The 26581-nt window shown below is 46.3% G+C and carries 20 protein-coding genes and 1 pseudogene; 12 read left to right on the forward strand and 9 right to left on the reverse strand.

Annotated features, from left to right (window positions below; genetic code table 11):
- Positions 1 to 16 precede the first annotated feature (16 nt).
- Positions 17 to 1660, reverse strand: a pseudogene (locus JFN88_RS22640) (endonuclease); the annotation flags it as partial.
- Between the two features lie 236 nt (positions 1661 to 1896).
- Here JFN88_RS22640 and JFN88_RS22645 point away from each other — a divergent pair.
- The gene (locus JFN88_RS22645; RefSeq protein ID WP_199021624.1) at positions 1897 to 3546 is read left to right on the forward strand and encodes an RNA polymerase sigma factor; all 1650 of its coding nucleotides are present in this window, start codon (positions 1897 to 1899) and stop codon (positions 3544 to 3546) included.
- A gap of 71 nt (positions 3547 to 3617) precedes the next feature.
- Here the strand turns inward: JFN88_RS22645 and uraA are convergent, their stop codons facing one another.
- Positions 3618 to 4919: a uracil permease gene (gene uraA / locus JFN88_RS22650; protein WP_199021625.1), complete on the reverse strand. Its 1302-nt coding sequence runs from the start codon at positions 4917 to 4919 to the stop codon at positions 3618 to 3620.
- Positions 4920 to 5247: 328 nt separating this feature from the next.
- On the opposite strand from uraA, the gene thrC reads away from it, so the two are divergent.
- A complete protein-coding gene (gene thrC, locus JFN88_RS22655) occupies positions 5248 to 6642 on the forward strand; it encodes a threonine synthase (RefSeq protein WP_199021626.1) in 1395 nt (464 codons plus the stop codon).
- A 247-nt stretch (positions 6643 to 6889) separates the two neighbouring features.
- On the opposite strand, the gene JFN88_RS22660 is transcribed toward thrC, so the two are convergent.
- Positions 6890 to 9769: a sensor histidine kinase gene (locus JFN88_RS22660; protein WP_199021627.1), complete on the reverse strand. Its 2880-nt coding sequence runs from the start codon at positions 9767 to 9769 to the stop codon at positions 6890 to 6892.
- Positions 9741 to 11321 carry a response regulator gene (locus JFN88_RS22665; protein ID WP_199021628.1) on the reverse strand — a complete coding sequence of 527 codons (1581 nt, stop codon included), beginning with the start codon at positions 11319 to 11321 and terminating at the stop codon, positions 9741 to 9743. Before JFN88_RS22665 ends, JFN88_RS22660 begins: the two co-directional genes overlap by 29 nt.
- A gap of 164 nt (positions 11322 to 11485) precedes the next feature.
- Here JFN88_RS22665 and JFN88_RS22670 point away from each other — a divergent pair, with 164 nt between their 5' ends.
- The 7 genes from JFN88_RS22670 to pepT all read left to right on the forward strand — a co-directional run bounded on the left by JFN88_RS22670 (position 11486) and on the right by pepT (position 20530).
- Positions 11486 to 12406 carry a carbohydrate ABC transporter permease gene (locus JFN88_RS22670; RefSeq protein ID WP_199021629.1) on the forward strand — a complete coding sequence of 307 codons (921 nt, stop codon included), beginning with the start codon at positions 11486 to 11488 and terminating at the stop codon, positions 12404 to 12406.
- Entirely contained in the window at positions 12391 to 13230 is an 840-nt protein-coding gene (locus tag JFN88_RS22675; RefSeq protein ID WP_199021630.1) for a carbohydrate ABC transporter permease, read from the forward strand. The genes JFN88_RS22670 and JFN88_RS22675 overlap by 16 nt, the downstream gene beginning before the upstream one ends.
- Positions 13231 to 13337: 107 nt before the next feature.
- Positions 13338 to 14699: an ABC transporter substrate-binding protein gene (locus tag JFN88_RS22680; protein ID WP_199021631.1), complete on the forward strand. Its 1362-nt coding sequence runs from the start codon at positions 13338 to 13340 to the stop codon at positions 14697 to 14699.
- An 83-nt stretch (positions 14700 to 14782) separates the two neighbouring features.
- The gene (locus tag JFN88_RS22685; protein WP_199021632.1) at positions 14783 to 15766 is read left to right on the forward strand and encodes a glycoside hydrolase family 43 protein; all 984 of its coding nucleotides are present in this window, start codon (positions 14783 to 14785) and stop codon (positions 15764 to 15766) included.
- 41 nt (positions 15767 to 15807) lie between these two features.
- Complete coding sequence (locus JFN88_RS22690) at positions 15808 to 17922, forward strand: right-handed parallel beta-helix repeat-containing protein (protein WP_199021633.1); 2115 nt, start codon at positions 15808 to 15810, stop codon at positions 17920 to 17922.
- A 105-nt stretch (positions 17923 to 18027) separates the two neighbouring features.
- On the forward strand, positions 18028 to 18987 hold the full coding sequence (locus JFN88_RS22695) for a peroxiredoxin family protein (RefSeq protein WP_199021634.1): 960 nt from the start codon (positions 18028 to 18030) through the stop codon (positions 18985 to 18987).
- Between the two features lie 304 nt (positions 18988 to 19291).
- Entirely contained in the window at positions 19292 to 20530 is a 1239-nt protein-coding gene (gene pepT, locus JFN88_RS22700; RefSeq protein ID WP_199021635.1) for a peptidase T, read from the forward strand.
- 57 nt (positions 20531 to 20587) lie between these two features.
- Here pepT and JFN88_RS22705 read toward each other — a convergent pair whose 3' ends face one another.
- Positions 20588 to 21565: a ferredoxin family protein gene (locus tag JFN88_RS22705; protein WP_199021636.1), complete on the reverse strand. Its 978-nt coding sequence runs from the start codon at positions 21563 to 21565 to the stop codon at positions 20588 to 20590.
- 76 nt (positions 21566 to 21641) lie between these two features.
- Between JFN88_RS22705 and JFN88_RS22710 the strand changes: the two genes are divergently transcribed.
- Entirely contained in the window at positions 21642 to 21944 is a 303-nt protein-coding gene (locus tag JFN88_RS22710) for a hypothetical protein (RefSeq protein ID WP_199021637.1), read from the forward strand.
- A gap of 29 nt (positions 21945 to 21973) precedes the next feature.
- Here JFN88_RS22710 and JFN88_RS22715 read toward each other — a convergent pair whose 3' ends face one another.
- Both JFN88_RS22715 and JFN88_RS22720 read right to left on the reverse strand, forming a co-directional pair.
- A complete protein-coding gene (locus JFN88_RS22715) occupies positions 21974 to 22615 on the reverse strand; it encodes a nitroreductase family protein (protein WP_199021638.1) in 642 nt (213 codons plus the stop codon).
- 143 nt (positions 22616 to 22758) lie between these two features.
- Positions 22759 to 23232, reverse strand: coding sequence for a MarR family winged helix-turn-helix transcriptional regulator (locus JFN88_RS22720; RefSeq protein WP_199021639.1), 474 nt, complete (start codon positions 23230 to 23232; stop codon positions 22759 to 22761).
- Between the two features lie 200 nt (positions 23233 to 23432).
- On the opposite strand from JFN88_RS22720, the gene JFN88_RS22725 reads away from it, so the two are divergent.
- Positions 23433 to 23882, forward strand: coding sequence for a universal stress protein (locus JFN88_RS22725; protein ID WP_199021640.1), 450 nt, complete (start codon positions 23433 to 23435; stop codon positions 23880 to 23882).
- Between the two features lie 126 nt (positions 23883 to 24008).
- On the opposite strand, the gene JFN88_RS22730 is transcribed toward JFN88_RS22725, so the two are convergent.
- Positions 24009 to 24287 (reverse strand): hypothetical protein, encoded by a 279-nt coding sequence (locus tag JFN88_RS22730; RefSeq protein ID WP_199021641.1) that lies wholly within the window; start codon positions 24285 to 24287, stop codon positions 24009 to 24011.
- Between the two features lie 18 nt (positions 24288 to 24305).
- On the reverse strand, positions 24306 to 25112 hold the full coding sequence (locus tag JFN88_RS22735) for an AraC family transcriptional regulator (protein ID WP_199021642.1): 807 nt from the start codon (positions 25110 to 25112) through the stop codon (positions 24306 to 24308).
- 144 nt (positions 25113 to 25256) lie between these two features.
- Here JFN88_RS22735 and JFN88_RS22740 point away from each other — a divergent pair, with 144 nt between their 5' ends.
- Positions 25257 to 26489: an MFS transporter gene (locus tag JFN88_RS22740; RefSeq protein WP_199021643.1), complete on the forward strand. Its 1233-nt coding sequence runs from the start codon at positions 25257 to 25259 to the stop codon at positions 26487 to 26489.
- The last annotated feature ends 92 nt before the right edge of the window (positions 26490 to 26581 follow it).

The raw sequence follows: 26581 nt of genomic DNA on the forward strand, positions 1-26581 counted from the left end.
GCCTTTCCCCTACAGTAGACGCTGGACGTTCTGCCGGAATGCGGATGATGGCAGAAGCCGCACTTGCTGCAGCAGGCAGAGGCACTGCAGGCACATTGGCTATCGTCACGCTTGTAGTCAGAAGGTTATTGCCATTTTGCCTTAATCTGAGGTTGGCGGAACCCGTTGTACCCGGCTTGATACTTACAGTCAAATCTTTATAGGCTCGTCCTTGACTATTCGAAGTTACGCTGAATGCCTCCCCATAACCATAAGAAGTCGGCCACGACCCGTTTGCGTTCTGAATCTTGGCTACCTGCGTCCCCCCTGTCAAATAAATGCCCAGGCTGAAACCGGACACCGTCGTATTGGCTGGCAAATTCTCAACGACAACCCGAATTTGGAAATTCTGCGCATTCGGGAGCTGATTCTGATGCACGAAGCTGTAAGCTACACTTTGAGGAGCTGGCGGGCCGCCGTAAGAACCCGGCTTGAAGGTTGAAGAATCCCACCATTTATAGCCTGCGGCCGGAGCAGACCATGGTTCAGGCTGCGGCTCTGTAGATAGGGCAGGGTCTTCAAATGAGAACAGGGTGGTCGGCTGGTCCAACTGCAAGTTGGGCACCTGAGTCAGACTTGTGTAGTTCTCCTGCTTAGCCAGCCAATTGATCAGATTGACCAGCAAAGTTGCATCATCCTGCTCCTTAAAGCCGTCATACGTCGTTTTGGACGTCCCTGTCTCTTCGCGTAAGTATTTTGGAGTCGCATCTTCTACAGGCGACGAATCCCCTATAAAAGCCGCTTTGCCCAAGCCTACTTTGGCGACTGCAACATAGGGTCCCTCGGCAACTCCCCCGCCATTATAAACGCCCTGATCAACCGCAGGACCCCAAGCTGCATTCGTCTGCGGGAGATACACAATTCCCTTGGCCTTCGTCGGATCAATAATTGCCAGTGTTGAGCCAGCATGCATCGCAACCGTTGATACCCCTGTCGTAATGCCAAAGGCTTGTCCTGGAGATACGATTCCATTGGCGGTCACATCGCCCAAGGCATTATAGCGGAACCTTACGCCAAAATTATTCGCAAGCCAGTCCGAGCTGACAACACCCTGCATCGCAGCAGAATTGCGCTCATCCAGACTCATTCCCTGGGCAGGATCGGTCCAGGCTCCACGACGGTAGCCGTTGATTACCTCGGAACCGTCCCAACGATTTTTATTGCGATCGGCATTGTAATGGTCCCCGATGAAGAAAATGCTGCCGCCATTATCAACATACTGCTTCATGGCTGTCTGTTCACTTTGCTTGAATGGAATGTTAGGTTCTGCAATAACAAATACATGGTAACCGGCCAAATCACTGTAGGTAATTGGTGTTGATTTGCGAAGTTCTCTTACTTCAAAACCATCAGTTGCAAGCGTATTGCCAAAATCAGAAAAACCTCCGTCAATGACCCAATCGGCTGCTCCGGTCGTCGACCCGTGCGTGTTATCGAACAGGATTTTCTTGCCGGCATTCTGGTTGACGACTTTAGGTAAAATGTACGGCGCAGGATCACTTGGCCCTTCAGCATGTGCTGCCGGAAGTATGGGCACAGCCCCCAGTTGCAGCGATAGCGCAATAGTGAGTGCAATACCCGCTTTTAACCACTTGACTCCGATTTTGCCAAACTTCATCATCCAATCCCTCCATTGATTACTTAATTTGGTGAGGCAACTTCATTTTTCCATACAAGTATTTGTGGAAAATAAAGATGATGTAAACTATTATTTCTATTTTTATAAAAAAGGAGCTAAGGAACGAATCACGAAAATAGAAGCGATACGAAAAATGTTCAAAAAAATCCCAACCTTTTTGCAGCATTCCACACTATTTAATTAACAGGAACTTTCAAGGGCACATGCAGGAGGCGAAAATGAAGGCGAATTTACAAAGTGAGATTTTAACGCCAGAAAGAATACGAGGCTATATCAAACCCATCTTCGGATTTGCTCTGAACCGGGTCAAGCAGCGGGCGGAAGCAGAAGATCTGGCACAGGAAATCCTGCTGCAATTGATCAAATCCGCCGCATCTGATGCCAGTATCCATAACTTTGAAGCCTATGTCTGGACGGTTGCCAGATATACCTGGGTCAATTGGTTGAAAAAGCGTGCGCACGCGCCCAGAACAGTCGAAGTTAACGGAATGGCCGAGCTTCTCCAAGATCGTGAACCGGAGCCTTTGGAACAACTGATTGAGACAGAGGCCTACCAGACGCTCCGCCGGGAAATCTCCTTTCTCTCCGACATTCATCGCCGCATTGTGGTTCTTCATTATTATGACGGGCTGAAGCAGCTTGAAATTGCCAACATCCTTGGCATTCCTGCAGGTACAGTGAAGTGGCATCTGTCCGATGCCAGGAAGGAATTGAAAAAGGGGATGAATCGTATGCGAAAAAACGGGATTTTAAGCGTGAATCCAATCCGGCTGACGGGCACAGGACATTCCGGCACACCGGGAAAAATGGGAGAAACCAGTGATTTTCTTGGACGATCGCTGGCTCAAAATGTGGTGTATGCAGCTTACCATCAAGCATTGACCGTTCATGAGGTCGCTCAGGAACTGAGCATGCCGCCCGCGCTGCTGGAGGGCGAAATCCAGCATTTGACTGATTACGGCTTCCTCATAGAACGTTCACCTGGGAAATATCAGAGCAATACGATTATTTGGGATTCATCAGCCGAGCACATGGAAGTCAGTCATCGGCATTACCAGAGATGCGCCGCCCAAATTGCGGACGCGCACTTTGATGCGCTTATGGAGATTCAAAAACAGGTTGAGGACAGCGGTATTTATTACCCGGACCAGGACTACAACTTTCTGCTCTGGACCTTGCTCGCTAAAAATATAGAGGAGCAAGCCAGGTGTTATCAGCCTGAAGGACTAAGCTTTGAAGCAGTTGCGCCGATAAGGAAGGACGGCAGCCGCTATATTGCTTACGCTTTGCTGGAGACATTGAATCCGCCTGTAGTTAGCTATGATCCGCAGCATTACTACATTTGCGGTACCATGCACCGCTATCAGGAGGGCAGCCCCCTGTATTTGTGGCAGCTCAATACATTTTGGAGCCAGCGGCAAGATTGGCGCTTCCTGGACTTCCAGGATGTTGAGATATGCAGCAGATTTTGGACCAACGTACTGTCCGACGATGAGCAGCACCGCGAAGACTATGCCTTTCTGCTTGAAAAGGGATATATCGTTAAGCAGGATGGGGACTATCAATTCAATACTGTCTGGATCGATTCTCCCGATACCTTGAGCCGGTTAAATCAAGCGATGCCTGACTTGTCCGGTCTGTATAAGCCAGCGATCAGCGAATTGTACAGGTCATTGCTGGATGTATCGCTTCAAAATCAGCCCAAGCATCTCGAACGCCAAATCTCCCATATGACACTTGGCAACAGCTGTGGGGGGACGTTAACGGCTTATGTATTCAAGCATCTGGTAGACCGCGGCAAGCTACAGGCGCCCAAGCCTCACCAAGCGAAGACGGTCACAACGTGGATGGGGCCGGTACGTTCTTAATAATTTCAAAAGGTCCTGATTGGGCGAAAAAATTCGCCTTATCAGGACCTTTGCTACTATTATGGATCAGCCTAGTGGCCGCTTTTCTCCGCAGTTTCATCCGAAAGGTTCAACTTCTCGATAGCCTTGAAGAACAGGCTGAGCACGATCGACAGAACCGTTGCCAGCGCCATCCCTCTCAGGCTGAAGCTTCCGATGTTAAGCGTAAAGCCGCTTAGTCCGACCACAAGTACAATACTCGTCAGCAACAGGTTCGTTGTTTTAGAATAGTCTACTTTCGTCTCCACCAGCATCCGGATACCGGAAACTGCGATGACCCCGAACAGCAGCAGCGATACGCCGCCTTTGACCGGATCAGGAATCGTATTAATAAGAGCAGCCAGCTTGCCCAGGAAGGACAGTACAACTGCGATAACCGCCGCGCCGCCGATAACCCAGACCGAGTAGACACGAGTAATGGTCAGAACCCCGATATTCTCTCCATATGTGGTGTTCGGTGTTGAGCCGACGAACCCGGACAATACGGTAGACACCCCATTCCCCATCAGAGAACGGTCAAGTCCAGGGTCCTTGGAGAGGTCTTTGTTGACAATTTTGCTCGTGACAATCAAGTGTCCGATATGTTCTGCAATGACAACGAGCGCAGCCGGCGCAATAATCGCGATAACGGACAGCTCAAACTTCGGCGCATAGAAAGTAGGCACGGAAAACAAAGATGCATTCTGGACAGGAGTAAAGTCCACATAGCCCAGAACGTACGCCAGCACATATCCGACCACAAGACCGATCAGAATCGCGATGATTTTCAAAAAACCGCGCAGCATTACGTTCGAAATAACGATCGTAAACAAAGTCACGCAAGCAATGAGCACTGCTGTCGGGTCCATCACCCATGCGGCAGCAGCTCCAGGGTCCTCGGGAGCTATAAAACCGCTCATTCTTGCTGCAACCGGCACCAGTTCGAGACCAATAACGGCGATAATGGCGCCCATTGCTGCCGGAGGGAATACGACATCCAGCCAGCCTGTACCTGCCTTGCTGATAATTAGAGCTACGATGATGAAGATTATACCGCTGGCAATGAAACCGCCAAGTACTTGTTCATAGGAATGGCCTGCGCCAAGAACAGCCAGTACCGGCGACAAGAAAGCAAAGCTTGACCCAAGGTACGCCGGAATTTTCCCCTTACAGATCAAGATATAAATCAGAGTTCCGATACCATTCATCAAGAGGATCGTGGCCGGATCGACTTTGAACAGGATCGGGACAAGCACTGTCGAACCGAACATGGCGAACAGATGCTGCAGACTGAGCGGCAAGCTCTGCAGCAGCGGCAGGCGTTCGTCGACTCGAATTTCGCGTGGCTGACCCAAACTTAAGCACTCCTTTCAATATGTAGTTCTATCCTTACAACGAGCGCGCAATACCGGTCCCCCTGTCACAAGCAATTCCAATCGTGGCGTCGTTGTCTCATAAGGGCACGGACTGGCCGCAAAAAACCCGCTATATATCATATCAGATTTCGTGGAAATTACCATGGGAATTAAAAAAAATCATCCTTTTCCAGCAGTTCGGCCGCAAACGCCCCATTGGGGTCCGATCTTCTATTCCCGCAAAATACCGCCCACTAGACAGATCGCGCGTCATCAGACAGTTTTTATGATATAATAAACAGCAAATTGCACATTTGAGGGGATGCAAATGAACTATATAAGCACACGAGGGAATGTTGGAGAGGTCGGTTTTATTGACGCCGTACTCATGGGGCTGGCGGATGATGGCGGATTGCTTATTCCAAAGCAGATTCCCCGATTATCTGAAGCTGAATTGACAAGCTGGAGCAAGCTGGACTACAAAGGCCTCGCGCTGGAAATTTTCTCCCGCTACATTAACGAAGAAATTCCCCAGGACGAACTGAAGGAGCTGATTGAAGCCAGCTACTCTACGTTCAGGGATTCCGATATAACGCCTGTCCGCAAGCTGAATGACAACTCTTATGTACTGGAGCTGTTCCACGGCCCAACCTTTGCGTTCAAGGACGTCGCACTTCAATTTCTAGGCAACCTGTACTCTTATATTGCTCGCAAGCGCAACAGTATTATTAATATTCTCGGCGCAACCTCAGGCGATACCGGTGCTTCCGCGATTGAAGGTGTGCGCGGCAAAGAAGGCATTCGCATCAGTATCCTGCACCCGCATCAGCGTGTGAGCAAGGTTCAGGAGCTGCAAATGACCACCGTAGACGATGCCAATGTGCTTAATCTGGCGGTAAAAGGCAACTTCGATGACTGTCAGACACTTATCAAAGAACTGTTTGCCGACGTCGAATTCAAGAACAAATATCATCTGCGTGCGATCAACTCGATCAACTTTGCCCGTATTTTAGCGCAAACCGTTTACTATTTCTTTGCTTACTTCCAGGTGACGGCGGACGCTCCTGGAGAGAAAGTGAATTTCAGCGTGCCGACAGGCAACTTCGGAGATATTTTCGCAGGCTATCTGGCGAAGCAAATGGGATTGCCGGTTAACAAGCTCATTCTGGCCACCAATGAAAACAACATTCTGGAGCGTTTCATCAAGGAAGGCGTATACCAGCCGGGTGAATTCCACATCACCCACAGCCCGTCGATGGATATTCAGATTGCAAGCAACTTTGAACGCTACCTGTTCTATCTCTACAACGAAGACGCTTCGCAGGTTGCCGACTTGATGCGCCAGTTCAAGACGGAGGGCAAAATTGTCATCGACAGCGAGAAGCTGAAGCAAGTTCAAGCGGATTTTGCAGCCCATGGCGTGAAAAATGACGAGTGTCTGGATGCTATTCGCACCACTTATGAGTCGACTGGCTACCTGCTCGATCCGCATACTGCTTGTGGAATTGCAGCTTCCAGCCCGTATACCGGCAGCGATGAACTTACGGTTACGCTGGCAACCGCGCATCCGGCGAAGTTCGACGAGTCGATTCAACTCGTCAACATCAAGCAGGAGTTTCCTGTACAGATCAGCCAGCTTTTCGACAAGCCGCAATACCAGACCGTAGTTGAGCATTCCAAGGCTGACGTGGTTGAACATATTGTGAAACTGTATCAGGCGTAAGAAACGAATAGCGTACATTGCATATTCGGGTTCCGATCATAAATCGCAAAAAAAGTTGGGCGGAAAAATGTTTTCCGTCCAACTTTTTTAAGCTTGTAGTCATCGGAGGACGGCAAAGCCGTTTACGCTTGCGCACTTGCTTGTACAGGAAGGCAGCGAGGCGGATGCCTGCTACCTTGCGCAGCTCCCAGCGTTCGGTGTTTTGCCGCATGACGGCGATCGGTCGTGAGATGAAAGCTTTCCGCCTTTATCTCGTATACGGGTAAGCAAAATGAACGGTTGACCCTTCGTTAATGGTACTGTGCAAGGTAAAAATAAAATTGTCAGGATAATGCAAACTTAACCGTTCGTACACATTTCGAAGCCCGACTGTTGCCCGCGGAGCGTCTTTAGACATGCGAATAACTGCCCATACATGCTCAATTTCCTCGCTTTCCATTCCTTTTCCGTTGTCAATAATCTCAAAGTGCACCATTTCATTCTGCAAGTATCCCTTTATTGTAATCAAACCGCCCTCTTCCAGGGGTTCAATTCCGTGTTGAATGGCATTTTCTACGAGAGGTTGAAGCATGAGCTTGTGTATCCGACAACTTTGTACTTCGTCGGAGATTTCCATGTTAACCTGAAAAGTGTATCGAATTTGTTGAATATATAAATAGCTATTCAACAATTCGATTTCGTTTTGTATAAGAATCATATCTTGACCTGTGGCAATAGTGCCTCGGAAGAACTTACCCAGTGCTACGGTCATATCGCATATTTCCGTTACCCGATGCTCGTAGGCAATCCAACTGATGGACTCCAGCGTGTTGTATAGGAAATGGGGATTAATTTGCTGTTGCAGGGCATTCAGATGCGCCTCCTTTTCCAGAAATCGAAGGTGGCTTTCCACCAGTTTGGATTGGTAATTTTCTTTAATCAACTCATCTAACCGATTTACCATTCTGTTAAACTGACTGGAAAGGATGCTGATTTCATCCCTACCGTAATAATTCATACTGACATCCAGGTTATTTTGCTGCACTTCTTGCATGAGTCCGTGCAATTTAATAAAAGGTCTCGTAATTGTGGAAGCAATATAAGACGAGAGCAGTAATGTAAACAAAAACAATGAGATTGCCAGGATACTGCTATATGTGATAAATGGATACAGCTTATTGATGATTGTCGATATGGGTATCATATTTATAATCTGTAGATGTAATAAATCCGTAGTTGTCATAATAATGACCCGATCATTTTGTGTTACAGTAAGCTGGCTGCCATTAAAGTTATCATTTTGAATTGCTCCCAATAAGGAGCCCGTCTCCGGTTCTATTGAACGCGTTGGGTAGAGCTTAAGATTATCAGGTGATGTGACACTATAGGTTTCTGTTTCAAGCGACGGCAGATTCGTATTCATAAAGTTAAACATATTATTATCTGCTATGATGACCAGGTATCCCAAATATTTGCCGAAGGGTTCTCCTGTACTGCGAATCGTTCTAACAAACGATACGTCAGAACTATTTATACCCTCTCTGTCAGAAAGATCGATTAGCTTCAATTTATCGTCGTCATGGGGAAGCCGGGATTTAATCGCTTCAGATAAGTTTGAAACAGGCAAATTGTCAAAGGTGGAACTAGAAAAGATGTTAGTTCCGCTTTCATCAAATAGCTGGATCATTCGAATATCATCGTTACTGATTTTAATATCAAACAGAAGCTTGTAAATATTGGACAAATGATCGGATGAAATGGATAACCCTTTTTCCTGGGTTTTCATTACACTTTGAATGTCGGAATCAGTAATCAATTTAATTGTAGCTTCGTTTAATGAATGAAGTCGATAATCCACATTTGTCTTGATTTGTGTATTATTAAAAGAAGTAAGGGTTATCAAATGATCTCTCATAAACTGGTGTTGAGCGACGGAAGCGTAGACGGTAAAGATCATAACCGGAATCTGAACTGTAATCAGGAAATAGACAATAAATTTATTCCGCAATGACAAGTTAGACATGAATCCGGCTTTGATTCGAATTTGATTTTCTTGTCCAATTCTTAACGTAGGTAATTGCCGGGCCAGTCTGTGTATCGGACGGCTAATTGTCTTTGCTATATAATAGGCAAGCACCGTATTGAGCACGATTAGCCACCCCGCAACGACAATTGCATTTTTAGAAAACGGGGAGTTTTTTATTAGCGACTTGATAGGTACAACGCTGTGCATGACCAGATGGAGAGAAGGGATCGTTTCAGTTGTGACAAGGTTGTCGTTTTTCAAGAAACTTGTCCAATCCTTACTCTGAATCGTGTCTAAGGAAGTGTTCGTCCATATCAACTCATTGTCCAGCGTAGTAACATATATATTATGATTGGCGGATGAATCCGATAAAATCGTAGGAATCAAACTATCATTCATTCTCAAAATCATAACGCCATCTACGGAGCTTCCATCAAAAGATAGCAACCGTATCATCGTTAAACTGCCTTCCATCTGACGATATAATTTTAGCATCTCAGGATCGGCTTGAGAGGCTTGGGATGAATCCATATGAAAATAAGTGACACGATTCATTTTGTCGTTGAATTGATGCAGTGGAAAACTTTTCTTCCATTGATCGAAATTGATATCTCGAGAGATGTTTACTGTATTATTCTTGTAGAGCTTGAGTGCCTGAATCGAGTAATTGTAAAAGGTGTTGTTCCTTCCAATTACATAAATGGAGTCGACGTAATTTCTGGTTGTAAAGGTGTTGTTGATAGCAGAATCAACCTGGTTGTAACGTCTTAGTGTTACGGCTTGAGGTTCAAGAGAGACCCCTGTCGTTATGCTCGTTTTAAATGTATTGCTTGTTACAATCGTATCCAGCTTGCGATCGATGTCTTCCAGGATCGTTGAAACCAATTGGTCGGCTTGGCGGAACGTACTTCGTTCAAAATCCATTTGTGTCCGTTGCAAAAGTTGCGACATAATTTCTTCTGATAGAAAGTACACGCCAATCATCGCAAAACAAACTAAGAAGGTGGAGGCAATGGTTAATTTCATTTTGACTGTAAATCGATTAAAAATCGGAATTCGCCAAGTTCTTGGGGTCACATTAATCACCCTTCGGTTACGATGATTTGTTATTTCTGTACTCATTAGGGGTCATGCCCGTTGTTGCTTTGAAGAGATCCGAAAAATACTTTGCGTTTTGATATCCAACGGTTTCTCCGATTTGTTGAATCTTCCAGTTCGTTTGTTCCAGCAGATTTTTAGCTTTCGTAATTCGAAGGTCTTTGAGAAAATCAACGAAATTAACGCCAAAGTTTTTCTTGAACTGGATGCTCACGTAGATTGGATTTAAATGAATCGTCTCGGCGACATCCTGGAGCGTTATTTTTTTATCGTAATTTGCTTCAATAAATTCGGACGCTTTCAGCATTAGCATTTGGGTGGAAGAGATGCTTGTGTAAAACATTTGAGATAGATGATCCACGGTTTTGACGATAAAATCCATATATCGCCGCTTCAAGTCTTCTAATGAAGAGGGAGTTTCCACTATAAGAGCATAATCCTCCTGACGATCCATCAGATTCGAAAGAGTCAGCTTATACCGTCCGAAATGGTGTTCGATCAAGTGAAGAACTTGCAGGAGCTTCTTGCAAATTTGGCTTGGGTTTGATTGCATGATGTAGTCCCACAATTTTTCCGTCTCCAATAAGCTGTTTGTTTTATCCCCGTTAAGAATGGATTGAATCAACTTCTGTTCTAGCTCAAAAGAGTAAATATTATTCAACGCAGACTTAAAGCGCCAACTGAAAAAGACGGCTTGTTTGTCTTCAAATTTCTTTTGCTGACAGAGGTAATCTGCCCCCTGATGGGAGGCCCAAAGCATGTCTATCTCGGTATAAATCGGCCCAACATAAATAGTAACCATTTCTGGTTGGTTAGGAACGATTGACCGGAGTACACGGTAAAGTTCAGTGAATTGCATTTCTGCGTATGCCTCTGGACTCGACGATGAACAATCATAATTAATGATAACTATTATTCGATGGGAAGCGTCTCTATAAAAATAACCCAATTCCTTGTGTGTGAGAAAGGAACGCAGTGCCGAATCCATTTCAAGATTGGGTTCTACCTCTATGATTCCACAACAAAAATTAGCTTTGGTTAATGAAAGCTCCAATAGCGAGGCCGTTTCTTCCAATTGGATGGGGTCATGGGTTCGTTCGTGAATAAGAGCGCGCAAAAAGGTATTTATAGCCAGCTGCCTGGCGGCTTTAAATTTCTCTTCGTTCTCTTCTGAAACTTGACGGTTTTGATAGGCGATATCCAGATCGGCCTTCACTTTCATCACCATGCGATCAAGCTCAGTCCGATCGACCGGTTTCAGCAAGTATCCAACAACACCAGCTTGAATTGCCGCCTTGGCATATTCAAAGTCACGGTATCCGGTTAGAATAATAACTTTACACTCCGGGTAGGCCGATTGGATCTGCTTACTTAGCTCTAAACCTTCCATATCGGGCATGCGGATGTCCGTAATGACTAAATCAAATTGATGTTCCTCAAATAATGTAAGCGCTTGCTTGCCGTTGGCGGCAACGGCGCACGCTTCAAACCCGAGCCTTTCCCAATCGTAATAGAACATTCCCCTTCGAATGACTTTTTCATCGTCAACAATGAGTAATTTGTACTGCCGATTCATGCGCCGCGCCCCCCATATCTATATTTTTTCTAATTATAGCACGAGTGTGCTTCGTCATAATAAAAAAAAGAAAATGAGAAAAAAAAGTGGGGTTTTTCAATAAAAGTCTCCTGCCTCCAGCCGGAAATGATTTTGATATGATATACGCAGGAGGTTGTTATGAAATGAAACAAATAAACGGTTCAACCAGGAGAAAGCATCTGTCCATTAAACACCAGGAATATGTGGCCGGCTACAGTTTTATATTGCTGTACATGCTGGCAACGATCATTTTCGCTAGTATTCCTATGCTGTATACTTTTTATCTAAGCTTTACGGATTTCAATTCACTAAGCAAAGCGCATAATCTATCGTTTGCATTTGTAAGCAATTACATCGATGTGCTCAACGATTCCGATGCAATGTCGTCGTTTGGCAAGTCCTTTTTATTTACGATCATAGAAATTCCTCTAATGATGATCGGGGCAATTCTTCTCGCGCTGGGGATGAACCAGAAAATATTCGCAAGAGGAACAATCCGTACGATGTTGTTAATTCCTTACGTAACGAATATTACAGCGATCGCTATTGCGTGGAAGGCGATGCTGGATCCGACCAGCGGGCCTATCAATACACTGCTTCATCTTATTGGAATTTCCAATCCGCCGCTTTGGCTAAATGATGTGAAATTGGTCATCCCTGTTATGGCGTTCATTTATGTGTATCAAAATATTGCGTATCAAGCAATTGTGCTGCTCGCAGCCCTTCAAGGCGTGCCGGCGGACCTGTATGAAGCAGCTGAGCTTGACGGGGCTTCAAAGTTCAAACGTTTCTTGAATGTAACGCTGCCTATTATTTCGCCAGCGACTTTCTTTATACTTATTGCCAGTATCATCGGCTCTACACAGACGTATTCGATTGTCGCCGCATTAACGCGAGGCGGACCGGCGGGTGCTTCGGAGATGGTTTCCTTCAACATTATCAAAAATGCCTTTCAATTTAACAAATTCAGCTTTGCGGCCGCACAGAGCGTGTTGCTATTCGCAGCTCTAGCCGCTCTGACATTAATTCAGTGGAGGTTGCAGAAAAAATGGGTCAATTATTAAATCGTCGCAACCGTTATTCCGCGATTATGCTGACTATCGTCTTGCTGCTGGTTGGACTTTTTATGGTTATTCCTTTTGCCTATATGATTGCCGGTTCGTTAAAATCGCCGGGGGAATTCGTTGAAAGTCCGATGAGCCTGATCCCTTCGCAATTGTATTTTGACAATTTCAAGCTTGTTATGACACATCCGAGTTACTTCTTGTGGTATTTGAATTCGACGAAAGTGGTTGTTCTGGTCATTATTTTTCGACTAGTCATTGTGACATCGGCAGCTTACGCATTTGCCAGATTAGAATTTCCTTTTAAAAATGTATTGTTTCTTATTGCCATCAGCACATTGTTATTCCCTTCAGATGCGACCTTGGTAGGACGATTTCTGACTTATCAATCTCTCAATCTTACGAACTCGCATTGGTCTCTTATCTTGCCTGGTATTGCTGATCCTTTAATGCTGTTTCTAATGCGGCAGTTTTTTATGGGCATACCGAAAGAAATCTCGGAAGCTGCTTTGGTGGATGGAGGTTCACATGTAACCATCTATTCTAAAATCGTTCTTCCTCTTGCTATTCCTGCCGTAATGACGTTAATATTGTTTTCCTTCATTTGGACCTGGAATGATTTTGCTAACCCTGCAGTCTTTATTACGGATAGTAATAAGCAGCTGCTTACTGTTGGTCTCTCCGATTTCCGAACACGGTCCGGACCTATTATTACAGCACAATTGGCAGGCGCATTACTCGCGTTATTTCCATCGGTGATCATTTTCGCCTTCTTACAGAAACACTTCGTTCAAGGCGTTGCTTCCTCGGCCGTAAAAGGATAAGACATTCCGTGGAAGCAGCTATTATGATCGTCTATAGAGGGGGGATGAATATCGAGATATTGGTCAATGGTATTAGAAGCTTCATTAATCCATGAGGAGGAAGAAACATGCGTAGAATGAAAAAAGCATTGCTCGTACTACTGACAGCAACACTTACCATTGCACTTTCTGCATGCGGCGGTAATGCGTCTTCTCAACCAGATGCATCAAACAAGCCATCGTCGAGCCCTGCTGGAGGTAACTCTTCAGAGGGGGCAGCGCCGGTTAACATCAAGTTTTTTGTGTCCCCGGAAACGATAAATACTTTGCAGGATGCTGGCGTTTTGGCAAAGTTTGAGCAAGAAAATAAAAATATCAAGCTGGATTTAGTTCCTCTATCTGGCGAGGTTGCCGATAAAGGCAAGAAGTTGGACATCTCCTTAATTTCCGGCGATGACACAGATCTTGTACAGTTGGAGAATTCCAACTTCCAAAGCAAGTATGCCAGTGGCGGCTTCCTGATGCATCTGGACGAACTGGCTAAAGAAAACAATTACGACCTCGAAAAGAAATTCGGTAAACACCTGGTGAAAACAAATGGGAACGTTGATTACCTGTTAACTGATATTAGCATGAACGTTCTATACTTTAACAAGAAGTTATTCGATGATGCCAAAATTCCGTATCCTGCCGGGGGAATGAGTTGGGAGCAATATGTCGATACCGCTAAGCAGCTGACCAACCCGAAACAAGGAATCTACGGCGTGCTGACACAGAAGTGGGATTATGACTTCTATATGCTGGCACAGCAAAAGAACATCTCTGCTTATAAAGAAGATGGTACTTCCAACCTTGACGATCCGGCTTTCAAAGATGCAATGAAATTTTACTACGACCTGAGCAAGGTGTACAAAGTGCAGCCGTCGATTGTGGAGATGGACTCCAAACAAATTACATGGGATTCCTTCATGAGCGGGAAGTACGGCATGCAAGTAATCGGCTCATGGTTCCTGAATACGGCTGCAGACTACAAATCATATCCAAGAGATTGGACGTTAGGCATCGCAGCACCGCCGGTGTCGCCAGACGGTAAGAATGTTTTGACGGCAGGGGGCGCTATTGGTATTAATGCGAAATCCAAGCATCCTAAAGAAGCGTTTCAAGCACTTTCGTGGCTGGTCGAAAATATAGCGATCATGACGAATGTCCTGACTCCTCGGACAGATCTTTCTCAAGAGGAATACAAGTCGCTTCTGCAAGGTATCTCAGATAGTGTGAAAGGCGAGATTAGTGCAGACGATTTGTATAAAGCGTTTTACGACAATGGATTGGGAACCGTCTCCGAGAAAATATCCGGTCCAGGAGCAGCTCAAATCAACGATTTGATTGTTAAAGAATCAGAAAAATACAACAACGACTCTCAAAGTTTGGACGATACGATGAAAGTCATCAAAGAGCAGGCTGACAAAATTATTTCATCTGCAAAATAGTTTTGGCTAATGAAGCGTCGAATGTGAGTATCTGATTCCATACGACGTTTCATAATTTTACTTCGCAAGGGTTGTGAATACGCATGGCAGATATCACGAATAAGGAATATTCTTGCTTCAATCCAGGTACACGATGGAATGATCAGGACGGACAGCCTATCCAGGCGCACGGTGGAGGGGTGCTCTTCTGGGAAGGCAAATATTACTGGTACGGGGAAAACAAAGATGCTCCGACAGAAGCTGCCGGAGCATGCGGTTACCGAACAGATGTGGTAGGTATATCTTGTTACACCTCGGATGATCTCTACAATTGGACTTATGAAGGATTAGTGCTTTCAGCAGAACCAGAAGATATTAATCACGACCTTCATCCCAGCAAGATCATGGAACGGCCCAAAGTCATATACAACTCGTCCACGCGACAGTTTGTGATGTGGATGCATATCGATAATTCGGAATATACGTTGGCTAAAGCGGGCATTTCTGTAAGCGCTTCCCCCACTGGCCCTTTCCGGTACCTGGGTAGTATATTTCCGAACGGTGCGGATAGTCGCGATTTGACTTTGTTCCAGGACGACAATGGCAAGGCTTATCTTATACATTCGTCAGATTGGAACAAAACACTTTTGATTTCAGAGTTGAATAGTGACTATACAAACGTTACCGGCAATTTCTCCAGAGCCTTTATCGATCAATACCGGGAAGCGCCTGCTGTGTTTAAGCGCGGCGGCACGTACTATATGATTACATCTGGTTGTACAGGCTGGGCACCTAACATAGCTCTTTATGCGGAAGCTACAAGCATGATGGGATTATGGGGGCTGAAGGACAACCCTTGTCAAGGACCTGATGCACGAAAGACATTCCATGCACAGAGCACTTTTGTATTGCCTCTTCAAGGAAAACAGGACGCTTTTATTTTTATGGCAGACATCTGGATACCTAACAATTTGTCGGAATCCAAATATGTCTGGCTGCCCATTAGTTTTGATGAGGACGGAATTCAAATCAACTGGTCTGATCAGTGGGATCTTTCCGTTTTTGATCATCCTGAGACGGGCACATAACGTATTTTAATCCAAAAATAAAAATAATGGAGGAATCAGCAATGAAAAAATTATTAAGTATTGTTGTATCACTCTGTATGTGCTTTAGTATTTTTGTAGTTCTTCCGCAAGTGACCCATGCAGCAGGGACAACCTACTATGTGGATTCCGTTAGTGGAAACGATAGCAATAACGGGACGAGCACATCGAGTGCGTGGAAAACCTTAAGCAAGGTAAGTAATACAACTTTCTCACCGGGAGATGAGATTCTGCTGAAGAGGGGAGCAACCTTCGCCGGGATGGCTTGGCCGAAAGGCTCCGGACAGAACCAGCAGCCGATTACGCTTGGCGCCTATGGAACAGGAAACAGGCCCATTATCAATGGAGGGACGAATGAAGCGGCCATTAAACTCCAAAATCAACAGTATTGGGTCATTAAAGACCTCGAAACAACGGGGGGCAATCCACGAGGTATCTCAATTGGAAATGATAGCGGAAACACGCTAAATTATTTCCGGATTCTGAATAGCGTTGTCCATGATGTTGGGGGAGTTGATACGACAAAGCCCGGGAATGATTTGGGGAAAAAGCAGGGACTGATCGCAGTATGGGCTCCCAACGGATCGAAGGGTTCGCACTTCAACGATGTCATCATTGATGGAAGCACGGCCTATTCCACGCAGCGCTGGTCAGGCATTATGGTATATTCCAATGCAAGCGCCGATGATACCGGAGGAAGCACCAATATTTCAATAAGAAACAGTACTGTGTATGATGTCTATGGTGATGGAATAGCTGTTTTTTCCGCAACAGACAACTCCGTAATGGAAAGTAATGTCGTGTACGATATCGGTAAAGCGCCAACGGATCTTCTCGGAACGCCTAATGGAATCTGGACATGGAGAACCAATAATGCAATCGTTCGTTACAATGAGGTTTACCAAACTCATTCGCCTGGAGTTGATGGAGGCGCATTTGATATTGATTACTATAATACGAACAACTGGGTTGAGTATAATTATGCTCATGACAATGATGCATACGGCGTGGCAGTCTTTGGCGCAACCGATGATACAGTTAACGGTACCTTTACGGGAGTAACGAATAACGCGATTGTCCGCTATAATATTTTCTCCAATAACGGACGCGAAGCTGGCAATAATGGATCGGGTCAAGGAGATTTCTATGTGTTGACCTGGGCTGGCGGTTCGATAGACGGTCTGCAGATTTATAACAATACTTCTTATTGGAATCCGGCACGAAATGATTATGCTGTGAAGATGGTAGGAGCAAATTTTGTAGGAAGCAATCCAAAAATATTCAAGAACAATCTTATTTATTCGACCGTTCCTAAGATAGTGGCTGTAAGCAACAACACGGTCAGCTTTGATCATAATCTGTATTGGTATACAGGCTCAAATGATCCTGAGTTTAATATCAACAACACATCTTACAATTCGTTTGCCAGCTATCGGGAGGCAAGTGGTCAAGATCTGAACAGTATTTATGCTGATCCGAAGCTCAATACGCCATCGTACCATTCGATAGGCAAACCAACTACTCAATTTGAGTTACAGAATCAGTCACCCGCTATAAACGCAGGCGTCGATGTGAACGGAGGGGCGCGGGACTTCCTGGGGAACAATTCGTTACAAGGCGGCGCATTTGATATCGGCGCAATCGAATCTTCGTTCAGCGACAGTTCTGCGACTAATCTGATTGACAACCCTGGATTTGAAGCGGATGGCCCTACCCCGAATCCGTCAGGATGGTCAACATGGAGCGGTTCGAATACACCGAATGCATCCTACACGGAAGGTTTTGGTGGATCACACGGCGGATCCTATCACCTGACCCATTATAACGGACAGAATGGAAGCTGGAATGTGTACACCTATAAGACCATTACGGGTTTAGCCAATGGTTATTATACCTTGACTGCATGGGCTAGAAAGAGCGGAAATGGATTTTCTGTCAGCAGAATGGAAGCCAAGGACTTTGGCTCTGGCTCAACCTTGACAGCAAACATACCAAGTTCCTCTAATTATCAGAAGTTGACGATCTCGGGTATTAAAGTTACAAATGGAACAGCCACGATCGGTTTCTATACACAGGTAGATAGTGGAAGCGGCTATCCGTTTGTTTATATTGATGATGTTCGTTTAGTTAAGAATTGATCAGCTAAAGCGAGTTCACATTAACAGGCAGTTAAACACTGAGGATTTCGATTCTCTACGTGAAATACTGCCTGTTTTACATTAAATATGAGGGATGTTTGAATCATGAACAAACGTAACTCGAGAGTTTTAAGTTATGGATTGGCTGCTGTTTTGTTTCTTGCTGTCATGATCATAATCGCAGTACCACGCGAAGATGACAGTGCTTCCGAAACCATTTCATTTCATTTAAAGAGCGTGCAAGGGGAGTCCGTTGATTCTGAAAGTTTGAAAGGTCAGCCTGTTATGCTCTCATTTGTTTATATTTCTGACGAATGGGAGAGTGAAGCTGCAATACAATCCAAAGCACAACTGAATTTCATCAAAAGCATGAAAGAACAGTATGAATCATCGGGGATCCGTTTTTTACTCGTGGATGCCAGTCCCGTATTAACCGGGAAAGCAACCTCGAAAGAGAAGTTGATTAACTTTTCATATGACATGAATATCGATATTCCCCTGTTGATGGATACTAAAAAATCCAATCTTGCGGATCGATACGGCGTAACCCAACTGCCAACCACTGTATTGATTGATTCGTCAGGCAAGATAGCACAGAGATGGGATGGGCTAGCGCTCTCCAGTCAGCTTTCATCAGCCATTCGTCAAGTGGATCAGCTGCATGAAATTCCTGCTCAATCGATATTCAGAGGATTAGACGCAGCAAGGCCATTATCGCCGAATCTATGGTTAATTGATGGCGGGAATGACTGGAACAGTGAATTTCCTAAACCTGTCCAAGTCCTCATTGCAGGCATAGATGGTAATTTTCAGCTTAAAGTATATGCGGAGAATGTGGAGTCTGGCAAACAGATCGACTTGTACCATGGACCCATAGATAAAATACCCGACGATGAAGCCAAGGAAATTCTGACTAATATGCCTTCAATGAAACCGATTGCACATCTTATTACGATCAATCAGATACACCTTGGGACAGGACGCTATAAATTGAAAGTAACAGCTGATGAGAAATCAGACACTCGGAATCGGTTGCAAGGGGAAATTTTCATAGATGTAAAATGATGCGGAAACACAAAACGATGAAAATTGATGTACCGAACAACAATAGTCCGGTTCTTTTAGCCGCCCCTTTCAATGGGGCGGTTTTTTCCTTGGAAAAAATAAGTTAGTCATTGTTGATTGGTATTGCGGATGAATCTTAACCTCAGGCCAATGGTTAGTCCACTCGATCCGGGTTCGCAATTCCCTTACCATGACATGACGCCCGCCCGCCGCTTTTACATATTCCGGTTATGTCGTGTTACAATAAGGGACATAAACGATTCAAATTCCAGTCTAATCTCAATCCAGAGGGAGCACGATTCATTTGAAACAAGAATTAATTGACCGTTTTACTTCCTATGCCCGTATCGATACACAATCTGATGATGATATCCCTACCTGTCCATCTACATCGGGACAGCTTACCCTTGCCCGGAAGCTGGTCGAGGAGTTGAAAGAAATTGGTATGCAGGAGGTGACGATGGACGAGAATGGCTATGTCATGGCGACACTGCCGGCCAACGTGGATGGCCCGGTTCCGACAATTGGCTTTCTGGCGCATCTGGACACGGCCACAGAATTGACTGGTGCGAATGTCAAGCCGCAATTGGTGGAGAATTATGATGGCGGAGACATTGTACTCCATGCCGAGCATTCTGTTATCCTTTCCCCGCGCGACTTCCCGGCCCTATCCGACTACAAGGGACATACTCTCATTACAACCGATGGAACGACCCTTCTCGGCGCTGACAATAAGGCCGGGATCGCAGAAATCATGGTCGCCATGCACTATTTGATTGACCATCCGGAGATTAAACACGGCAAGCTCAGAGTTGCCTTTACGCCTGATGAGGAAATTGGCCGCGGACCGCATAAGTTTGATGTGAAAGCCTTTGGCGCAGATTTTGCCTATACGGTAGACGGCGGTCCTCTGGGGGAATTGGAATACGAGAGCTTCAATGCCGCAGCAGCCAAGATCGTCTGCAAAGGCGTCAATGTGCATCCGGGCACAGCCAAGAACAAAATGATTCATTCCACCAAGATTGCGATGGAACTGCACAACAAGCTGCCAGCTAAAGAGGCGCCTGAGCATACGGAGGGCTACGAAGGATTTTTTCATCTGAGCTCGATGAATGGCAATGTAGAGGAAACGAAGCTCCAATACCTCATTCGCGACTTCAAGCGCGACCAGTTCGAAGCACGCAAAGAAAAGCTCTCCAGTATTGTGAAAGAGCTGCAAGCTATTTACGGTAAAGACCGGATTACGCTAGAACTGAAGGATCAGTATTACAATATGAGAGACAAGATTGAACCGGTAAAAGAAATCGTGGATACCGCTCATGAGGTTATGGTCTCTCTTGGCATTCAGCCAATCGTCAAGCCGATTCGCGGCGGCACGGACGGCTCCCAGCTATCCTATATGGGCTTGCCGACTCCGAATATTTTCACCGGCGGAGAGAACTATCACGGGAAATATGAATTCGTGTCTGTCGATAATATGGTGAAAGCATCAACAGTTGTCGTGGGAATCGCCAAACGTTTCGCGGAAATTCACAGCCGCTAATAGGCCACAAGGGGAAGCCCGCAGCCATTCGGATTGCTCCGGTTGCTGCGGGCCTAGTCAACGAACCGCCAATTGCTTGACCTCACCATCATGTCCGCAACCGCCGGTCTTGACTGTACCTTCAACATAGACTTCGAACTCGGAAGTCCCGTAATCCGACCCGTCCGGCGAACGGTACGTGATTTGAACGACAGCTCCTGTATCGCTCTGGCTTTGAATCACCATAGTCTTGGCGTATTGGAGCCATGACCAGCCTTTGCTGGCGAATAGTTCTCGCTCTGCGACCTGTCCGAATGCCCCGATGCCGCTTACGCCTCTGTAATGGCGGATAATATCGACTGTGGCACCTTCACGTCTCACAATAGCGCCCAGCACCTCACTTGTTACATGCGCCCAGAAACGCCCCTCCGGGAAGTCAATCAGTGTTGGCGCAAACCGGTGTCCGCCAATATGGCTGACACGCCATGCTCGCAATTTCGTATCCGGTGAAGATGCAAATGCCTCTCCCAGTTCTCGATAAATCGGATATCCAAACTTGCCGCAACATAGATCATGAGTGCCGTGCGTACAGACCAGGATATCTCGAATTCCCTGATCAGGTTGCTGCCACGTATGGTACTGATCTACACTGCCTGAAGCAAGCAACGCCTCGGCCAGATCGGCTACTTGTTCGGTGGGCAACAGATACTCGCGCTTGACGTACGGCACCATTTCCCCCGCTGGCTGGCGATATTCAATAACCCGTGTATACCCGGGCGGGGGACTGTTGAATTCCGACCAAATGGCCAGAAAACGAAATTGCAAGCCTTGTGCCATACATTTTTTGAGCACATCATTCATGCCATTCGGAAATTTGCTGGACTCGGTAATGTTATCTGTCCATGGCAGCGGCACTTCCACCAGCAAATAATGATGCTGCCCCCCGGCAGTTCCGATCGGATTTTCACCCATTGCTTGTGAGATCGATGCACAGTACTCATGTTTCGGCTTGTCGCCGTGGAGACCGGATACATCCGCTTGCCCACTTTTATCCACTTCATGTTCCCCTTTCATTGAGAAGCATTTTCGCTAGTATGAGTGTAACGAATAATATTGAAGGGTGCAACATCTCTTGGCGTTTGCTTGGTTCTTACACCATCAGGTACATGCCCCTTTGTCTGATTTTCTTTTCTTGAGCAACCCACGCCATAACATTATAATACTGGGTATTACAGCGATGGATACGGGAATTATTTATTTATTTTACTTCATAATGAAAACTATTGCTTTATTTGTATCGAATGACTACTTTTCACAGCTGTATATCGGTGAAATTGCTCTAATAAATAATGCCGTACCCGCTATTAAGCGAATACGGCATTATTTTCAAGCAAACAAAATCGCCCTGCTCCTACGTTCTGCAGATGATGGTTGATCCTTTAACCAAATTAGGCAAGCCCTCTCTCAAAACGAATCGTAACTGACATACTCCCCTGTTGGCTTGCGATAGCCGCGTGGCGTTTGACTGGACGTATCCTCCTTGCCAAGTGAAATCATGATTACAGGTACATGGCTGTCCGGTATGTTCAGGGAAGCGCTCAACGCCTGCGGGTCGAACCCGATCATCGGGCACGTATCCCAACCCCTGTCCTTGGCAATCAGCATGAACAGCATCGCCGACAAGCTTGCGTTGCGAATCGCTTCCTCCCGCTTGAACGATTCTCCGCGTCCTTCATAGAAACCTTCTATCATGCCGACTGTCGCTTCGTACTCCTGCTTATTCAGCACACCCAGATTCAGCAGTCCTTCATTGATGCGGGCGGCATCCTTGTAAGCCTCCGTGTTCCCGAGGACGACAAGCACTGCAGATGCCGTCTCCACTTTATACTGCTTCCCTGTCGCCTCATAAACCTTTTGCTTTGCTTCGGGGTCTCTGACAACAATATAATGTTGGTGTTGCAAGTTAAAAGCAGAAGGCGCAAACTTCACCAGACTCAGCATATCCTCCAACTCTTTCATGGAAATCTCTACGCCAGGAATAAATTTTGCAGCCGATCTGCGTTCTTTCACCAATGCCTCAAAATTCTTTTCAAATTGTGTACTCATATCTATAATCTCCCTTCGAATTTTCATAATGTATGATTATTCATAAAAAATTAATACTGTTTTAAGAATCTTTAATTTAAGATATAAGATGAAATTACATAAACCCGACTCTTCTATTGTTTTTTTAAAGCTCGAATTGCAAATCAAGTCGGATCTTCTTCGCTGCGTTTCCCCTGCTTAAAGCTTTCCTGTGCTGATTTTCCAAGTTTTTTGAGCAGGTCGGAGACAAGCTGCTGTTCCTCAGCCGTCAAACCGGAGACTGCTTGTTGAATAACAAGCGCATGGCTTGGAAAGACGTCCTCAATAAACTTCCTGCCCTGCTCCGTGGCTTCAGCGTAGATCAGGCGGCGGTCTTCGGCGCATGTTTGGCGACGTACCAGCTCCTTTTTCTCCAGCTTATCCACAACATACGTGATATTGCCGCTACTCATCAGCACCTTGCTGCCAATCTGTTGAATCGGCTGCCGTCCTTTATGATATAACAGCTCCAGTACCCCAAATTCTGTTCGGTTAAGTCCTTTGCTCCTGATATCCTTGTCTGCATGAGCAATCACCCATTGACTGGCTCTGGATAACGCAATAAACAAATCGAGTGCTTCGGTTGTGGATGGCGCCATTCCGCACACCTCTCTTTGTGTTCAAATTCTGTATAACAATTATCTTAAATTAAAGATATATCAGTCTTATGCGATTGTCAACTTTTTATATCCTCTTAATTCTACTGCTGCGAAATTGCGCCGCCAGAGCACCGCCTGAAAAATGGACTGTGGCAAAAGCGCTTCATGCGGGTAATAGGATAGAAAAGGAGTTGAGACTAATGTTTCATAAAATTGTTGTGGCCATCGACGGTTCGGAAGTTAGCTATCAAGTATTGGAAACTGCTTTTCATCTCGCAAAAGAGCAACAATCTGAGCTGAGTATCGTACATGTGGGTAAAGAGACAACTGCTGCCTCAGTCGCTTTTATCGGCATGGCTTATGTGCCGAAAGATTATTTCACTTCGATTCAGGAGAATGTCAAGCAAGAGGGTGAACAGATTCTCCATAAGGCAGCCTCACTCGCAGAGGAAGCCGGTATAATCAGCGTGCAGACGTTCTATATGACGGGTGATCCGGCAGAGGTAATTCTGGATTTCGCCGAGAAGCACGGAAGCAATCTGATTGTGGTTGGGAGTCGGGGTCTGAGCGGAATCAAGGAACTCATGCTCGGAAGCGTCAGCCATAAAATATCTCAATACTCCAAATGTCCTGTTCTGATTGTCCGATAAGTTGAAAACAACAAAAAGGGGCAGTTCCCGCGTGCGCAGGCCTTATAGCCTGGCACAGGGGGACTGCCCCTTCTCGCACTTATACGATGTGCCTTCACCCCACAGGCATTCGCATATTCGTATCAACTAATCCAGATACCCCGCAACGCCCTTCTTGATCAAATAATCCATCTCGCTTTCCAGAATCGACTCGACCGTCAACTCGTCCAGCTTCACATCAGAACGGCTCAATACATAATCCACCAGCTCATCAATATCTACATCTACTTCGCCTTTGGCATCCTCCTGCTGTGCATTGACATAAGCCTGTTCATGCTTCAATACAAGCCTGATTTCATCCGCCTGGGCTTGGGTTTGCTCCGCGATAAACTCAATTAGCTCCTGCTCATTGTACGATTCACTCATCTTTAAATCGGCTCCTTTTTAATGGCTTTGATGACGATATTGCTCCGGGGTCATCCCGGTTGATTTCATAAACATTCTATAAAACTGGCTTGTACTGGAGAATCCCAGCCCGAAGCTGATTTCTGTTATGGTCGCTGCCGAATGCCGCAATTGTCTCCTGGCTTCCTCCATTCGCAGTCGAAGTACATACTGATACGGAGTCATACTCGTCAGCGATTTGAAAGAGCGGATAAAATGAAACCGGCTTTGCAGCGCAACCGCGGCCAACTCATCGATACTCATCTGATCGGTGTAGTGGGCATGCATATAGTCCAGCACCCGAAGCAGGTGATTGTCCCTGCCTTTTCTTGCATGTGAACCCTTTTCAGCAGTCTCGATGTCTAATTGTTTTCTTCCCCAGATCAAGCGGTGCACATATTCGAGCATCTGCTCTTCCTTCTCCTCTAATGCCAGACGATCGGGAGACCCCGCAATGAAGAGGGAGGCGGTCCATTGCTGCAAAAAGCCGGACAGCTCTGACGGATTGAACCGGTACCGCTGTTCAGGATCAGGGAGGTTCAAGGCGCTTGCCGGATGGAGGCAGTGGTCATTGATTTTGAAAATAATGACTTTGTCCTTCGGCCCCAAATAGAAGGAGTGCAGGTCCTGCGGATGCAGCATCAGCCCGTCCCCGGCAGCCAGCGCCAACTCTCTGTTCTCATGCACAAAGTGGCAGCTCCCACGAAGCGGTACCGTAATCTGATAATGCTCTTCATGACAGTGAGGCATATTCGCAAAGCTGCTCTCAATGCTGTGCAGTTCTACGTGCGGCAATATAATTTGCATGTGCATTCTCTTCACCCTTCGTCCATTATAGCAAAAATTGCTCCATATCCAAGCAACATTCGCAGCGACAGCATTGCCTCCGCTCCACTAAGATAATTCCTATCCAGAACATTAGTCTAAACTTCAAGGAAAGGACGTTTAAACATGTCCCAAACAACTGTAGCTTCTGCCGTAAAGACGACACCGACAACAGCAATGACAGTACTGCTTGGCGTCAGCGCCGCTCATCTCCTGAATGATGCCATGCAGTCGGTTGTCCCGGCAGTCTTCCCGCTATTTCAGCAGAGCCTGCAATTAAGTTTCACGGAGGTCGGGTGGATTGCGTTTACGCTCAACATAACAGCCTCTGTTTTGCAGCCCCTCGTCGGCTACTGTACAGACCGCCGCCCGATGCCGTTCCTGCTGCCCGTCGGCATGCTGTTCACTCTGCTCGGGATGATCGGATTGGCAATGGCCCCTTCCTTCTCCATGCTGCTGCTCGCCTCTGCCCTGATCGGGGTCGGTTCATCGGTTCTTCATCCAGAGTCCTCGCGCGTTGCGCATCTTGCGGCAGGCAGGGGCAAAGGCTTCGCTCAATCAGTCTTTCAGGTAGGGGGCAACTTCGGGCAGGCGCTTGCGCCACTCATGGTCATCTTCATTATCATGCCGATCGGGCAGACAGGATTTCTGTGGTTTACTCTGCTGGCCCTCATCGGCATTGTGCTGCAGTTCGCTATTGGCAGATGGTACGGCAGGCAGCTTCGGGTTCGGGCCTCACAGCCTAAGAACAGGGGCGCGGCTGCGCCGGCAAGATCGTTCAGCAAACCGTTCATCGGTTATGTGCTGGCCATTCTGATCCTGATGCTCTTCTCCAAATTTGTCTATCTCGCCAGCATGACAGGCTACTACACCTTTTATTACATGGAGAAGTTCGGGCTTCCGCTCTCCAGCGCCCAGATTTGCCTGTTTGCCTTGCAATTTGCCGGCATGGTCGGCACCTTTATCGGGGGACCGCTTGCCGACCGCTTCGGAAGACAGAAAATTATCTGGTTCTCTATATTGGGAACAGCGCCGTTCTCGCTGCTGATGCCCTACGCAGGGCCTGTTGCCTCGATCCTGCTTTCTATCGCGATCGGCCTGATTCTAATGTCCGGCTTCTCCGTCATTATCGTCTACGCCCAGGAACTGCTGCCAGGCCATGTCGGCTCGGTAGCCGGACTATTCTTCGGTCTCTCATTCGGGCTTGCCGGGCTCGGCTCGGTGCTTATGGGCTGGCTCATGGACACATACGGAGTAACCTCCATGATCCAGTGGTGCTCTTTCCTGCCGCTGCTCGGACTGTTCGCCTTGCTGCTGCCCAAAGATTCAATCATTATGGGCGGGACTTCCGCCAATTAACCAAGCAGGCATTGCAGGGTCAAAATAGCAAAGAAGCCGTCTCTCGGGAGCATGTTGCTGCTGCGACGATGGCTTCTTGAATGAATGAGCAG

Source organism: Paenibacillus roseus (genome assembly GCF_016424485.1).
GTDB lineage: Bacteria > Bacillota > Bacilli > Paenibacillales > Paenibacillaceae > Paenibacillus_D > Paenibacillus_D roseus.

Bases quoted from the DNA above. Each gene is read 5' to 3' on its own strand.
- JFN88_RS22660 (WP_199021627.1), bottom strand. From the start codon at position 9,769: ATGAGTACAGAAATAACAAATCATCGTAACCGAAGGGTGATTAATGTG.
- JFN88_RS22685 (WP_199021632.1), top strand. From the start codon at position 14,783: ATGGCAGATATCACGAATAAGGAATATTCTTGCTTCAATCCAGGTACA.
- JFN88_RS22725 (WP_199021640.1), top strand. From the start codon at position 23,433: ATGTTTCATAAAATTGTTGTGGCCATCGACGGTTCGGAAGTTAGCTAT.
- JFN88_RS22740 (WP_199021643.1), top strand. From the start codon at position 25,257: ATGTCCCAAACAACTGTAGCTTCTGCCGTAAAGACGACACCGACAACA.
- JFN88_RS22645 (WP_199021624.1), top strand. From the start codon at position 1,897: ATGAAGGCGAATTTACAAAGTGAGATTTTAACGCCAGAAAGAATACGA.
- JFN88_RS22675 (WP_199021630.1), top strand. From the start codon at position 12,391: ATGGGTCAATTATTAAATCGTCGCAACCGTTATTCCGCGATTATGCTG.
- JFN88_RS22680 (WP_199021631.1), top strand. From the start codon at position 13,338: ATGCGTAGAATGAAAAAAGCATTGCTCGTACTACTGACAGCAACACTT.
- JFN88_RS22715 (WP_199021638.1), bottom strand. From the start codon at position 22,615: ATGAGTACACAATTTGAAAAGAATTTTGAGGCATTGGTGAAAGAACGC.
- JFN88_RS22670 (WP_199021629.1), top strand. From the start codon at position 11,486: ATGAAACAAATAAACGGTTCAACCAGGAGAAAGCATCTGTCCATTAAA.
- JFN88_RS22695 (WP_199021634.1), top strand. From the start codon at position 18,028: ATGAACAAACGTAACTCGAGAGTTTTAAGTTATGGATTGGCTGCTGTT.
- JFN88_RS22720 (WP_199021639.1), bottom strand. From the start codon at position 23,232: ATGGCGCCATCCACAACCGAAGCACTCGATTTGTTTATTGCGTTATCC.
- JFN88_RS22730 (WP_199021641.1), bottom strand. From the start codon at position 24,287: ATGAGTGAATCGTACAATGAGCAGGAGCTAATTGAGTTTATCGCGGAG.
- JFN88_RS22665 (WP_199021628.1), bottom strand. From the start codon at position 11,321: ATGAATCGGCAGTACAAATTACTCATTGTTGACGATGAAAAAGTCATT.
- JFN88_RS22735 (WP_199021642.1), bottom strand. From the start codon at position 25,112: ATGCAAATTATATTGCCGCACGTAGAACTGCACAGCATTGAGAGCAGC.
- JFN88_RS22690 (WP_199021633.1), top strand. From the start codon at position 15,808: ATGAAAAAATTATTAAGTATTGTTGTATCACTCTGTATGTGCTTTAGT.
- thrC (WP_199021626.1), top strand. From the start codon at position 5,248: ATGAACTATATAAGCACACGAGGGAATGTTGGAGAGGTCGGTTTTATT.